This window comes from Streptomyces geranii, assembly GCF_002954775.1.
Lineage (GTDB): Bacteria > Actinomycetota > Actinomycetes > Streptomycetales > Streptomycetaceae > Streptomyces > Streptomyces geranii.
In genome coordinates this window covers 1-13,263 of record NZ_PJME01000076.1, presented here as the reverse complement: position 1 = coordinate 13,263, position 13,263 = coordinate 1, and the positions used below count along the sequence as shown (strand labels likewise).

At 72.5% G+C, this 13,263-nt stretch carries 8 protein-coding genes, 1 tRNA gene and 1 pseudogene; 8 read left to right on the top strand and 2 right to left on the bottom strand.

Annotated elements, in window-relative coordinates; translation table 11 throughout:
* Positions 1-71: 71 nt before the first annotated feature.
* The 7 genes and pseudogenes from CW359_RS42600 (at position 72) to CW359_RS42570 (ending at position 7,640) form a co-directional block, all read left to right on the top strand.
* Positions 72-1,055, top strand: coding sequence for a phosphatase PAP2 family protein (locus tag CW359_RS42600; protein WP_105975636.1), 984 nt, complete (start codon positions 72-74; stop codon positions 1,053-1,055).
* A complete protein-coding gene (locus CW359_RS42595; protein WP_105975635.1) occupies positions 1,006-2,205 on the top strand; it encodes a hypothetical protein in 1,200 nt (399 codons plus the stop codon). The genes CW359_RS42600 and CW359_RS42595 overlap by 50 nt, the downstream gene beginning before the upstream one ends.
* Positions 2,196-3,812, top strand: coding sequence for a hypothetical protein (locus CW359_RS42590; protein WP_105975634.1), 1,617 nt, complete (start codon positions 2,196-2,198; stop codon positions 3,810-3,812). Before CW359_RS42595 ends, CW359_RS42590 begins: the two co-directional genes overlap by 10 nt.
* A gap of 643 nt (positions 3,813-4,455) precedes the next feature.
* Positions 4,456-5,808, top strand: coding sequence for an AAA domain-containing protein (locus tag CW359_RS42585; RefSeq protein ID WP_105975633.1), 1,353 nt, complete (start codon positions 4,456-4,458; stop codon positions 5,806-5,808).
* A 307-nt stretch (positions 5,809-6,115) separates the two neighbouring features.
* Positions 6,116-6,448: pseudogene (locus CW359_RS42580) on the top strand (hypothetical protein); the annotation flags it as partial.
* 471 nt (positions 6,449-6,919) lie between these two features.
* Positions 6,920-7,576 carry a hypothetical protein gene (locus CW359_RS42575; RefSeq protein ID WP_105975632.1) on the top strand — a complete coding sequence of 219 codons (657 nt, stop codon included), beginning with the start codon at positions 6,920-6,922 and terminating at the stop codon, positions 7,574-7,576.
* Positions 7,567-7,640 (top strand) — tRNA-Lys (locus CW359_RS42570). Before CW359_RS42575 ends, CW359_RS42570 begins: the two co-directional genes overlap by 10 nt.
* 244 nt (positions 7,641-7,884) lie before the next feature.
* Here the strand turns inward: CW359_RS42570 and CW359_RS42565 are convergent.
* Positions 7,885-9,285: a M6 family metalloprotease domain-containing protein gene (locus tag CW359_RS42565; protein ID WP_105975631.1), complete on the bottom strand. Its 1,401-nt coding sequence runs from the start codon at positions 9,283-9,285 to the stop codon at positions 7,885-7,887.
* A 426-nt stretch (positions 9,286-9,711) separates the two neighbouring features.
* Here CW359_RS42565 and CW359_RS42560 point away from each other — a divergent pair, with 426 nt between their 5' ends.
* A complete protein-coding gene (locus CW359_RS42560; RefSeq protein ID WP_105975630.1) occupies positions 9,712-11,562 on the top strand; it encodes a putative bifunctional diguanylate cyclase/phosphodiesterase in 1,851 nt (616 codons plus the stop codon).
* 162 nt (positions 11,563-11,724) lie between these two features.
* Here the strand turns inward: CW359_RS42560 and CW359_RS42555 are convergent, their stop codons facing one another.
* The gene (locus CW359_RS42555) at positions 11,725-12,861 is read right to left on the bottom strand and encodes an LLM class flavin-dependent oxidoreductase (RefSeq protein WP_408647586.1); all 1,137 of its coding nucleotides are present in this window, start codon (positions 12,859-12,861) and stop codon (positions 11,725-11,727) included.
* Positions 12,862-13,263: the final 402 nt, after the last annotated feature.

Here is a 13,263-nt window from a genome sequence, read left to right as displayed (position 1 = left end):
TCGGACGAACCGCAGGCCACCGACGACCGGAGGCGCAGCTCGACGGGGACAGAGAGTGGAGAGACGATCGGATGCCGCGGACCGATACCGCACGCACGAAGACGGCCGCACCCATCCGGCTCCGCTGGTGGACCGAGCTGCCCCTGATCCTGCTCGTGTACGCGTGCTATTCGGCCGGGCGGCTGCTCGTGCGGGGCGACGAGTCGACCGCCGTCGAGCACGGGCTGGCGATCCTCAGGTTCGAGAAGGACTTCTGGCTGAACGCCGAGCACCCGCTCAACCGCCTCTTCACCCGCGAACCCTGGATCGGCATACCCGCCGACTTCTGGTACGCGTCGCTGCACTACCTCGTCACCCCGGCTGTCCTGATCTGGCTCTTCCGGTCCCGCGCCGTCCGCTACCGCGCGGCCCGCACCTGGCTGATGACGTCCACCTTCATCGGCCTCATCGGCTTCACCCTGCTGCCCACCTGCCCGCCCCGCCTCCTGCACCCCGGCCACGGCTTCGTGGACACGATGGCCCAGTACAGCTCGTACGGCTGGTGGGGCGGCCAGGCCAGCGCCCCGCGGGGGCTCGGCGGCATGACCAACCAGTACGCGGCGATGCCGAGCCTGCACGTCGGCTGGTCCCTGTGGTGCGGGGTGATGCTGTGGCGGTACGGCGGTACGCGCACCACCAAGGTGCTGGGCGTCGCCTACCCGCTGATCACCACGATCGTGGTGATGGGCACCGCCAACCACTACCTCCTCGACGCCGTCGCGGGCGCCGCCGTGATGGGGATCGGGCTGCTGCTCGCGCCGTACGTCATGCGGAGCGCGGACCGGGCGAAGCTGTGGCTCAGGGTGCGGATCACGGCCCGGGTCGGGCCCGGCTCAACCGGCTCTCAGGGCGCACAGACCTCAATTGTCAGTGGTGGATGCCAGACTGCCCCGCGTGAGCGAATTCCAAGGCAGCGCGAGTCCGTCCTCGGGCCAGGGGCAGGACCGGGCCCAGGGCCCGAACCTGGTGCCGCCGCCGCGGACGCCGGGGACGGCGCTGCGGCAGCGGCTCGCTGAGCTGCGCGGTCCCGACGTACCGGCGAAGGCCCTGGACGCGCGTGCGCTGGCGGCCCTCGCCGCCAACCCCGGGTGCAAACGGCGCGCGATCCTGGACGGCGCGGGGGTGAACAAGGCGACGCTGGCGAGCGCGCTGGGCTCGCCGTCCGGCTTCGGGCAGTCCCAGTTCGCGCTGGCTCGCGGCAACACCTTCGAGGCGCGGGTGAAGGCCGACGGCGGCGCGGAGCTGCTCCGGCTGGTGCACGAGAAGCTGGACCCGGGTGCCGCCGCCCCGGCGGAGTCCGAGGTCCCCGACCTCACGGCGAGCGGCCCTGAGGGGCGTACGGCGCGCACGGCGCTCGCCCTGCGGGACGCCCATCTGGCGCGGACCGAGGGCGGCACGGGCGGCTGGGTGCTCCTCGACCATCCGATGCTCGCCCTCGATGTCGCGGGCTCGCCGGCCTTCCTGGAGCCGGACGCGGTGGTCGTGCACCCGGACGGCAGCTGGACGGTCGTGGAGATCAAGTCCTTCCCGATGCTGGACGGTTCGGCGGACCCGGCGAAGGTGGGCGCGGCGGCCCGCCAGGCCGCGGTGTACGTGCTGGCGCTGGAGGAGGTCGCCGCCCGGCTCACCCTGGACGGCACCGCCCCGGCGCCGACGGTGAACCACCGCGTGCTGCTGGTCTGCCCCAAGGACTTCTCCAACCTCCCGGCGGCGTCCGCGGTCGACGTCCGCAAGCAGCGCGCGGTGACCGGCCGCCAGCTGTCCCGGCTGACCCGGATCGAGGACATCGCCGACACCCTCCCCGAGGGCACCTGCTTCGCCCCCGACCTGCCCGCCGCAGAGCTGACGGCGGCGGTCGAGTCGGTGCCCGCGGAGTACGCGCCGGAGTGCCTGTCCGCGTGCGAGCTGGCCTTCCACTGCCGGGGCCGCTCCCGCGCGCGGGGCGCGGTGACGTCCCTGGGCCGTTCCGTACGGGCCGACCTGGGCGCCCTGACGACCGTCGACGACGTCCTGGCGGCGGCCCACGGCCGGTCGGGCGACCCGGCGGACCCGACGGTGGCCGCGCTGCGCAGAGCGGCGGCCCTGCGCGCGGAGGCGCTGCGCACCCCGAGCGGGTCCGCGGTCTCCCCCGAGCTGCCCGCCCCGGAGGGAGCCGTATGTCGCTGATCGCCACCCTGGCCCGTCTCGAAGCCGTCAGCACGGGCCGCGCCCAGCCCGCCGCCACCGTCCGGCACCGCCATCTCTCCGAGCGGCCCCTGGTCCTCGTACCGCTGACGACGGCCGGTGAGGCCGGGGCCCCGCTGGGCGCGCTCGTCGGCGACGACCGGGACGCGCCGCGCCTGCTCGTCGTACCGCAGCCGCGCGACCGCGACCTGCGGTTCGCGTTCCTGGCCGAACTGGCGGACGTGGTGCTGCCGTTCATCGACTCCTACGCGGACGCCGTGGAGGCCGCCGAGCGCAACGAGACCGACCCGGAGACCGGCAAGCGGGTCAAGGTCGAGGTCGAACTGTGCGCGGACGCGCCCCAGTTGATCGTCCCGAGCCGCGCCGGCATCGACTTCGTACGGCTGCTGGGGCGTTCGATGCGGTTCCGGCGTACGGCGGAACAGGACCCGGAGACGCCGCATCCCGCCCCGCCCCGGGTGCCGTTGCTCGGCCGCTGGTTCACGCACTACGGGGAGCGGGCCCGGGTCCCCGGTTCCGCACTGCTGCTGGCCCTGACGGACGTGCTGTCCCGGCACTGGGCCACCGGGCAGTCCACCCTTGAGGACCAGCATCTGGGCGCGCTGCTCGCCTGGATCGACCCGCCGGAGGGCGAGTCGGGCGCCGAGGCGGCGCTGCGGGCGGAGTTGGCGCGGGACGCGAAGGGACAGCTGCTGTGCCCGCCGGCCGGTCCGGCGACGGACCCGGCGTTCGACAACAAGCTGCTGGCGCCCGCGATCGAGCGCTTCCACCGCGCGCGGACGGCGCACGCCACCGCCGAGGACGGCGAGGCGGCGGACGACCGGCTGGGTGAACTCAGCGCGGCCGAGCGGGAGTTGTACGCCCTCGTCGAGAGCCGTACGCGGCCCACCTGGGACGCGGTGTGGCGCGGCCTCGACCTGCTGCGGGCCATGCCGGAGGGCGCCCACGCGGTCGACCGGTGGACGCGCGACCGCTGGTCGTTCACCGGTCACCGCGACCGGGTCACCGCGGGCGAGCCCCCGCAGCCGCGCCGGGACGACGCGGTGACGGCGGCGAACAAGCTGGCCACGCGCGAGCGCGAACAGGGCCGCCTGGAGGCCCAGGAGGCCCTGGACGACCCGCTGGTGATGGCGGGGCGGCGGCTGTCCGGGGAGGCGTTCGCGGGCGAGGTGATCGACGTCGTCATGACGTACAGCGAGGGCAAGCGCCCGAGCCCGCGCCCGCTGGTCACGGTCCGCACGGACGACCGCCCGCAGCTCGGGGAGCGGGTCAAGGTGTACCGCTCCCTGGGCGGCAAGCCGCAGGCGGCGGAGTTCGTGGGTCACGAGGAGGGCCCCGGGGGCGAGGAGAGTGCGCTGATCGTGCTCCGGGTGGTGGACAAGATGGGCCGGGGCAAGGAGCCGGAGGCGGGGTCGGTGCCGGAGAAGGGGGACCTGGTCTGCTTCACGCTCTTCGAGCACGAGCAGCGGGGCGGCGCGAAGCTTCCCGACGCGGACCAGACCCCGTGGACCCATGGCGGGCCTCCGGGCGAGGGGGCGGCAACGACAGTGCCTGAGCCGGACGTGGTGACCGAGGAGGATGTGCTGTGAACGCCGGTTCGTGGAGGGGCGGATCGGTCGTCACTGGGTGCGGTGCCCAGGTGGACAGCTGGCGTGGGAGGGCTGCGGTCGCCGGCGCACAGCGAGGCGCGTCCTTGCCCGGCAGCGGGCGGCGCGGGCTCGGCGCCGACGCGGACGTCCTGGTAGCCGCCGCTCCCGCGCACAGGAACGCTGCCGACAACGGCGACACCCGACGGCCTCGTACCGGCGCCAAGACGGACACGTCGAGCGCGGCCCACACCCGGCGAGGTTTCATGCCGACCGCCGAGCAACGCGGGCGCCGCGCCGACGCGTACGTCCCGGTGACCGCCGCCCCCGCGTGCAGGAGCGCTGCCGACAACGACACCCGACGGCCTCGTACCGGCGCCAAGGCGGACACGTCGAGCGCGGCCCACACCCGCCGAGGTGTCCCGACCCCTGAGCAGCGCGGGCGCCGCGCCGATGCGTACGTCCCGGTGACCGCCGCCCCTGCGTGCAGGAGCGCTGTCGGCCCCGGCGCTCGGCAGCCCCTCCCCCGTGGTGGCGGCGTTGGCGTTCGGGGCTTCTCCCGCGCGCGGGAGGTCGGTTCCGTAATCGGCGCTCGCCCTGCCCAACCCTCCCCTCAGTTCCGACCCACCCCCGAGGAAGGCTCCCGGTGACCGCGTCCCGTACCCCGCAGGCAGCCTTCGATCCCGGGGTCGCCGCCGGGCGGGCCACCGACGCGATCCTTCGCGACACGCTGCATGGCACCCACCGTGGAGTCGTCGTCGACTCGCCTCCCGGGGCCGGGAAGTCGACGCTCGTCGTCCGGGCGGCGCTCGAACTGGCCGAGGCCGGGCGGCCGTTGATGGTCATCGCGCAGACCAACGCGCAGGTCGACGACCTCGTCGTGCGGCTCGCGGAGAAGAATCCCGAGCTGCCGGTGGGCCGGCTGCACAGCAGTGACGCCGACCCGTACGACAAGGCGCTGGACGAGCTGCCGAACGTACGGAAGTCCGCGAAGGCGGCCGAGCTGGCGGGGCTCGACGTGGTGATCTCGACCGCCGCCAAGTGGGCCCACGTCAAGGTCGACGAGCCGTGGCGGCACGCGATCGTGGACGAGGCGTACCAGATGCGCTCGGACGCGCTGCTCGCCGTCGCGGGACTGTTCGAGCGGGCGCTGTTCGTGGGCGACCCGGGTCAGCTGGACCCCTTCTCGATCGTCGGCGCCGAGCAGTGGGCGGGCCTGTCGTACGACCCGTCGGCCTCCGCCGTCACGACCCTGCTCGCGCACAACCCCGAGCTGCCCCAGCACCGCCTGCCGGTGTCCTGGCGGCTCCCGGCCTCGGCGGCGCCGCTGGTCTCGGCCGCGTTCTACCCGTACACCCCGTTCCGCAGCGGCACCGGGCACGGCGACCGGCGGCTCGCCTTCGCGGTCCCGTCGGACGGCTCGGGCCCCGACCGGGTGCTCGACGAGGCCGCCGAAACAGGCTGGGGCCTGCTGGAACTCCCCGCCCGGCACACCCCTCGTACGGACCCCGAGGCGGTCCGCGCGGTCGCCATGGTCGTACGCCGCATGCTGGACCGGGGCGGCGCGGCCACCTCGGAGCGCGGGCCGGAGCCGACGCCCCTGACCGCCGACCGGATCGCGGTCGGCACCGCGCACCGGGACCAGGCAGCGGCGGTGCGGGCGGCTCTCGCCGAGCTGGGCGTCTCGGACGTCACCGTCGACACGGCGAACCGGCTCCAGGGACGGGAGTTCGACGTGACGGTCGTCCTGCACCCGCTCTCCGGCCGCCCCGACGCCACCGCCTTCCACCTGGAGACGGGCCGCCTGTGCGTCCTGGCCTCCAGACACCGGCACGCGTGCGTGGTGGTGTGCCGGGCGGGTGTGACCGACCTCCTGGACGACCATCCGTCGACGGAGCCGGTCCAGCTGGGGGTGACGGTGAAGTTCCCGGACGGCTGGGAGGCCAACCACGCGGTGCTGTCGCATCTCGCGGAGCACCGGGTGCCTTGGCGGCCATGACGTGCGCTCCGACGGTCGACAACGCGGTCGCCGAATGCGGTTGCCGAATGCGGCGGATGAATACCGCCCCTGATGAATGGGAAGCCACCATGCGGTGTTGTCGCGTCCCGTCGGGCAGCGCCTCGTCCGGTGGCCGTCGTCGCAGTTCAAGTGCCCTGTCGGGTGAGCCCGGGGCCCACTTGCGCGGGCGGGGGACAATGGACGGTGGCCCGGCTCGACCGGCCGGGCTGTCGACCGTGTGCCGTAGGCGCCCCGGGGCGTGCGCGGTACGTACGAACGGTGTGGAACCGTACGAGGAGGAGAAGACATGGCGGAGCCTGTGCCGCGTCGCAACGAACCGCGGCTACGCCCCGCGCCCCTGCTCTTCGAGCCCGCTCAGGTGGCCGACGATCCCGAACACTTCTTCGACCTGGAGTCGATCGACGACCCCCGGGCGCTGCTGACCCGCGCCACGGAGCTGACGCACGCCTTCCGCGCCGCGACCGACCGGGCGGTCGAGTACCAGGCGATGGCGGCGGCCCAGCTCGCCGACCCGCGCCGCTTCGACCGCCTGACCGCCGCCGACATCGCGGAACGCGCGGAATGGACCGAGGACTACGCGAAGAAGATGGTCGAGTACGGCCGTGAGCTGCTGCGCGGCGGTGGGGAGCACGCGAGTGGTGGGGGCGGCGAGGGCACGGGCGGCGGCCATGACCCCGGTCCCGGTCCCGGTCTCGGACATGGGCGCGATCACGTCGACCCGGTCTGATCCGACCCCGTTGCCCGACCTGGCCCGACCCTGGCCGGACCGGTCCACTCCAGTCCGGCCCGGTCTCGCTGGGGCAGCCCCGGCCTACCGCGGCCCGGCTCGGGACGGTCCGGTCCGGTCCGACAGGGACCGACCCGCCGATCCCGCCTGACCCGCCGACCCTGTCGGTCTCGCCCGACCGCCAGTCCCGCTCGGACCACGCCGGCCCGACCCCGTACAGCGCCCGCCCGACCCCGCCCTCCCCCGACTCGAATGTCCGTGCGGCATATTCAGGAGGGCAAGGTACTCCAGCTCGCCCCCTCCTGTCCCGGTTTCCGGCAACCCTCGGGGAGCGGGTGGTCACTGCCGGTACATCTGGACGTCATGAGCAGCTCTTACTCAGACGTATCGGGAGTCACCTCGGACGGCGCCGTCTGGCTTGCCTCCGCAGGAACGTATCCGCGCAGCACGCTCTCGCTCTGGGCGGAGCAGCCCACCGCCCCGCTCGTCCTGGCCTGCGGTACCGCGTTCGACGTCGTCAACGCGCCCGCCGTCTTCGGGCGCAGAATGCTCGACCGGCTTTGGGGCGAAGGCCCCGGCTCGGGGCCCGTCGCGGCCTACCGGGGGCGGATCCTCCTCTTCGCCGCGCTCGGTACCGCCCAGCGGCTGCCGTCCCTCCTCCGGTGGGAGGAGTGGGGCTCCGCCGGCCGCAGCGACGGTGACAGTGACGTTGTCGGTGGCAGCGATGGTGAGGACTCGCGGCCTGGGCGGCACTCCGTCCCGCCACTCCTCTGTCACGGGCGCGGCGACGCCGTGACCGTCCCTGCCCTCGTGCACAACGGTGCCGAGGCCGATCCCAGGCCCGAATCCCGGTGGGTCGTCGCCCCCGACACCCGTCGCCCCTGGCTTCCCGGACCGGAAATCCTGCTCTGGGCAGCCGTCCGCGCGGCCCGCGCCGCGGTCTCCGGTGGCGTGCGGATTTCGATTTTTCCTCCCCCCGATCAGGGTGCTAAGGTCTACGACGTCAGCAGGCGCCGCTAGCTCAGTTGGTTAGAGCAGCTGACTCTTAATCAGCGGGTCCGGGGTTCGAGTCCCTGGCGGCGCACATGACGAACGAAGGCCCTCCGCGCAAGCGGAGGGCCTTCGGCGTTGAGGCGAGCTGCTCCGGCGCACGGGGATGGCCGGCGGTGCGGCAGGGTCGGCTGGGGGTCCGGGGGTTATCCCCCGGAAGAAGCAGCATCAGCGGGTCCGGGGTTCGAGTCCTTGGCCGCGTACCTGTCGGTCGGGCGGCGGAGCCGGCCCAAACAGACCCGTCGGCGTCGTTTTCGCGCCCCTTCCGGCCCCATGGCTCAGTCCGCCGCCGTGATCTCCACCGTCCACGAACCCGTCGGCGTACGGCCCTCCACCTCCACGCGGACGTTCTCTCCGGGCACCGTGAAGGTCTCGCCGAGGGCTACGGGTGCGTCCGCGAGGGGTGGGTAGACCGAGTCCTCCCAGCACGCCTCGGTGTGCGGATGGGCGTCGACCACCTCGACCGGGCCGCCGCCCGACTCGGCACCGCTCTGCACCCGGTACACAAGTACCCCCTGGGTGCAGGTCGCGCTGTCGTTGCCCGTCGTCCCGCGTGCCTCGAAGGCGAGCGCCCGGTCCGGCCCGGTTCGTACGACGGCCAGCTTCACCCGGTCCTCCTGGCCGAACACCGGCGCCCCCGACCCCGTACCTGCCGTACCTCCCGCCCCTGCCGTACTTCCAGTACCTCCTTCGCCACCCGCGTTCGCGTACGCGGTCCTCGGCGGATGTGCGCCCAGGGATTCCAGGGTCATCCGGGTCGAGCCGCCCCCTCGTACGCACAGCACCTGGCGTGGTTCCAGCCAGCCGAGTTTCCACTTGTGCCAGGCGAACAGGTCGGGCGCCAGGCCGAACTGGCTGCCCATCAGGTCCCAGTCGCCGACGTACGTGTCCCAGTCGCCCTTGCCGTCCACGGGCCGGTGGTAGAGGTCCGGCAGGTCGAAGACGTGGCCCGTCTCGTGGGCGAGGACCAGGCGGTCCGGCGGGTGTTTCTCGAAGACGGTGACCACCCGGCGGATGTCCGTGCCGTCGGCGCGCAGCGGGACGTCCAGGTTGACCACCTTCGTCGCGTCCGAGTCGACGCCGGGCGCGTCCGGGTCGGCCACGAAGTAGACGATGTCGTAGCGCGAGAAGTCGACCTCGCGGTCGGCGGCGGCGAGCGCGTCGCGCAGATAGGCGGCACGGTGGGCGGCGCTCCAGTCCCGCTGTATGGCGTACGCGGTGGACGGTTTCGGCATCCGCAGCCAGTGGCCGAGCGGGTGCGGGCGGAGGGTGAAGCGGCCGTACGAGGCACGGTCGAAGAAGTCGCTGGTGGCCGGGAAGTGGTCGGCCGTCAGTTCGGCGGGGGTGGTGCGCGGGGGCGCGTCCGGGAAGGAGAGGAACACCATCACGGCGTCGAGGGCGCGGGACGGGCGTGGATAGGCCGCGTTCCAGGTGTCCAGGCCCTCCGAGTGGTGGGCGTCGGTGCGCTGGAGGGCGCAGGGCCGGCCGGAGAAGGGTTCGGCGACCGAGGGGCCGGCGATGAGGGAGGTGGCGGCGAGGGCCGTCATGGTGGTGAGTACGGCGGCCGTACTGCGCAGCCGGGGGTGCGCTCCGTCGCCTTCGAGCCCCTTGAGCCGCCGCAGGCCTAGTCCCGTAAGGGCGTCACGGGTGAGCCCCTTGAGGGGGTGCTGACGCGGCACGCAGACCTCCGGTTACGGTTCGGGGACACCGCAACCCAGCCTGTGTGATCTTGCGTTTATATGCCTGTTTGTCTGCACCGGAAGAGTGAGTGGGCGTCGACCGGCGGTCGACCGGGCAAGCTATCAAGCACGTGAGACCTCACCTTTAATGGAACGACACCCCGAAACACTCACGGAACGTCACAACCGATCGAGGGCGAAGGAACCCGTCCAGGGGCGGGCAGAAACGATCTGTCAGAACCGGCGGTCGTTCATGGACACTGGACAGTGGCTGGAAGGGCTTGGGGCCAGCCTCTATGATCGGCACACTTTCCTGGCACTTCCCTGACACTTTCCTGCACGGACCTGGCCAGGGCGGCGGTTTGCCGCCCGGCCGGCCGCCCGACGGGATCCATATGAAGACCGAGTGCACTGCGGGAGCGAGCGGTGAGCGGAACGTCCGAAGGGCCGGCGCCCGCGGTAGAACTCGTCCGGCCAACCGTCACAGAGAGTAACTCAGGCGTGTCCGATACGAACCTGCTGCGTGCCGCGTTCTCGGCGGCACCGCTGGCGATGGCCGTCGTGAACCGCGAGGGCCTGGTCGTGCGGGCCAACGAGTCGCTGGGCACGCTGCTGGGCATCGCCCCGGAAGCGCTGGCCGGGCGGCCGGCCGCCGAGCTGGTGGACCTGGCGTCGGACACCCGCGCATGGCACGCGTACCGCGAGGTCCTGCGCGGCCGACAGGCCCGGCTGCGCTGCACGCGCCGCCTCAAGCACCCCGACGGGCACTCCCTCTGGGCCCAGGTCACGGTCACTCCGCTGCCGACGGAGGGAGTGAATGGAAAGCAAGGCGAGAAGGGCGAGAAGGGTGTGCTGCTGTCCCTGGCGGACATCAGCGCGCGTCGTGAACTCCAGGCCCGGCTGCGGCACTTGCAGATGCACGATCCGGTGACCCGGCTGCCCAACCGCGCGTTGTTCTTCGAGCGGCTGTCGGCGGCGCTGGAGGCGGAGTCGTACGAGCAGAGCGGGACCGGCCGGATCGGCCTGTGCTATCTGGACCTCGACGGCTTCAAGGCCGTCAACGACACGCTCGGCCACCGGGTCGGCGACCGGCTGCTCGCCGCCGTGGCCGAACGCCTCACGCGGTGCGCGGAGGAGGCGGGGCTGGCCCGCGGGAACCCCGGGGCCGTCGCGCCGCTGGTGGCGAGACTGGGCGGCGACGAGTTCGCGCTGCTGGTCGAGGACTCGACGGGCACCGATCAACTGGCGGATCTGGCCGAGTCGGTGCTGAAGGCGCTCCAGCTGCCCTTCGATCTCGCGGGTCAGCGGGTGTCCGTGTCGGCGTCCATCGGTGTCGTGGAGCGGCATGCGGCGGGCACGACGCCGACCGGTCTGATGCAGGTCGCGGACACGACGCTGTACTGGGCGAAGGCCGACGGCAAGTCCCGCTGGACGCTGTTCGATCCGGAGCGCAACGCCCACCGCATGACCCGTCAGGCCCTGTCCTCCACGCTCCGGCCGGCCATCGAGCGGGGTGAATTCGCCCTGGACTACCAGCCGTTGGTGGGCATGGCGGACGGCCGGGTGCACGGGGTGGAGGCGCTGGTGCGCTGGCACCACCCGCAGTTCGGCACGTTGACGCCGAACCGGTTCATCGGGCTGGCCGAGGAGGACGGTTCGATCGTGCAGCTGGGGCGCTGGGTGCTGGCCACGGCCTGCCGCCAGGCGCGGCGCTGGCAGCTCGAACGCCCGGACGAGCCACCGATCTTCGTGAGCGTCAACGTCGCCGTACGCCAGGTCTGGGACTCGGACCTGGTGGCGGACGTGGCGGAGATCCTGGAGGAAACCGGCCTGCCGGCGCGGCTGTTGCAGCTGGAGCTGACGGAGTCGGCGGTCATGGGCTCGGCCGGACGGCCGTTGCAAGCCCTCCAGGCGCTCAGCGACATGGGTGTGGGCATCGCGATCGACGACTTCGGCACCGGGTACTCGAACCTCGCCTACCTCAGCCGACTCCCGGTGTCCGTACTGAAACTGGACGGGTCCTTCGTCCGGGGGTTCATGTACGAGGGCGAGGGCGTCGCGCCCAACCCGGCCGACGAGATCGTCGTCGAGGCGATGATCCAGCTCGCGCACCGGCTGGGGCTGACGGTCACCGCGGAGTGCGTGGAGACGGCGGCGCAGGCTGCCCGGTTGCGGCGGATCGGGTGCGACACCGGGCAGGGGTGGTTGTACTCGCGGCCGGTGGGGGCGGATCGGATCTCGGTGCTGGTGGGGGGAAGTGCTTGTCGGCAGGGGTGAGTTGGGCCCTGCTGCACTGCAGCCGCTTCGGTTGCAACAACTACAGCGGTTACAACAACTACAGCGGTTGCTTCGGCTGCAGCGGTTGCTTTGGCTGCTTCGGCTGCAACGGTTGTCTCAGCTGAAACGGCTGCCTCGACCGCACTTCCCTCACGGTTCTCGTCAGGCTGCGGGCAGGCCGTACGCGTCCGCGATCAGTTCGTACGAGCGCAGGCGCAGGTCTCCCCGGTGGGCGTGGGCCGTCAGCATCAACTCGTCCGCTCCCGTGCGCTTTTGGAGGTCGTCCAGGCCGGTGCGGACCTCGTCCGCCGAGCCGTGGATGATGTTCGCCATCCACGAGTTGATGAACTCCCGTTCCAGCGGGCTGAATTCGTACGCCTCCGCCTCCTCCGGGGTCGGGAACAGGCCCGGGCGGCCGGTGCGTAGGCGGGCCATGTTGAGGCCCATCGCGAGGACCTGGCGGCGGGCCTCGTTCTCGTCGTCGGTGGCGAGGGTGGAGACGCCGATGAGGGCGTACGGGGCGTCCAGGACCTCGGAGGGCTGGAAGGACTCCCGGTAGAGGTCCAGGGCCGGGACGGTGTTCTGCGCGGAGAAGTGGTGCGCGAAGGCGAAGGGCAGGCCCAGGGCGCCGGCCAGGCGGGCGCTGAAGCCGGAGGAGCCGAGCAGCCAGATGGGCGGGCGGTGGGGGGACTGGACTCCGCCGGGTGTCGTCGACTGGATCGGGCCCGGGATGGCGTGGATGCGGCGGTAGGGGTGGCCGTCGGGGAAGTCGTCGTCCAGGAAGCGGGTCAGTTCGGCCAGTTGCTGGGGGAAGTCGTCGGCGCCTTCGTTGAGGCGGTCCGTGCGGCGGAGGGCTGCGGCTGTGGCGCCGTCCGTGCCTGGGGCTCGGCCGAGGCCCAGGTCGATGCGGTTCGGGGCCATCGCTTCGAGGGTGCCGAACTGTTCCGCGATGACCAGGGGGGCGTGGTTGGGGAGCATGACTCCGCCTGAGCCGAGGCGGATGCGGTGGGTGTGGGCGGCCAGGTGGGCGAGGATCACGGCGGGCGAGGAGGAGGCTACGCCGGGCATGGAGTGGTGTTCGGCTACCCAGTAGCGGTGGAAGCCGCGGGATTCTGTGAGGCGGGAGAGGGCGACGCTGGTCTGGAGGGCCTGGGTGGCGGTGTGGCCGGAGCCGACTGTGACCAGGTCGAGGACGGAGAGGGGGGCTGGGGCGGTGCCCTGGCTTGTGCCTCGGATCTCGTCTGCGGTCGCGTCTGACGTCACGCCGGCCGTCGTGTCTGGCGTCGCTTCTGCGGTCACGGTGGGGGCCTCCTGGTGCTGTCCTTGGTGCCGTGCGGTGTCCTCTGGGGCGGAACAGGAGGGGGGCTCCGTTTTATTCCCGTGCATGTTTCCTCGCCCCCGCCGCCCCTACCCATCCCATCCCTGGGGGCTGCCGCCCCCAGACCCCCGCCTGTCGCGCTGAACGCGCTCGTCCTCAAACGCCGGACGGGCTGGGGGTGCGGGCCTGGGCTGGAGGGTGCCGGGCCCGGGGTGGAGGGTGCCGGGCTGGGACGGGTGATGCCGGGCTTTGGGTGGAGGGTGCCGGGCTTGGGGTGGGTGGGCAAGTAGGGGTGGGTGGGCGGGGAAAATCTGCCTGGACGGCCTCGCCCTCAAGCGCCGGACAGGCTGGGTGGGTGGTGGCGGCCAAGGGGAGGTGGCAGG

What these genes read in the sequence shown, in the direction of transcription:
- CW359_RS42590 (WP_105975634.1), top strand. Translation starts at nt 2,196, where the DNA reads ATGTCGCTGATCGCCACCCTGGCCCGTCTCGAAGCCGTCAGCACGGGC.
- CW359_RS42575 (WP_105975632.1), top strand. Translation starts at nt 6,920, where the DNA reads ATGAGCAGCTCTTACTCAGACGTATCGGGAGTCACCTCGGACGGCGCC.
- CW359_RS42600 (WP_105975636.1), top strand. Translation starts at nt 72, where the DNA reads ATGCCGCGGACCGATACCGCACGCACGAAGACGGCCGCACCCATCCGG.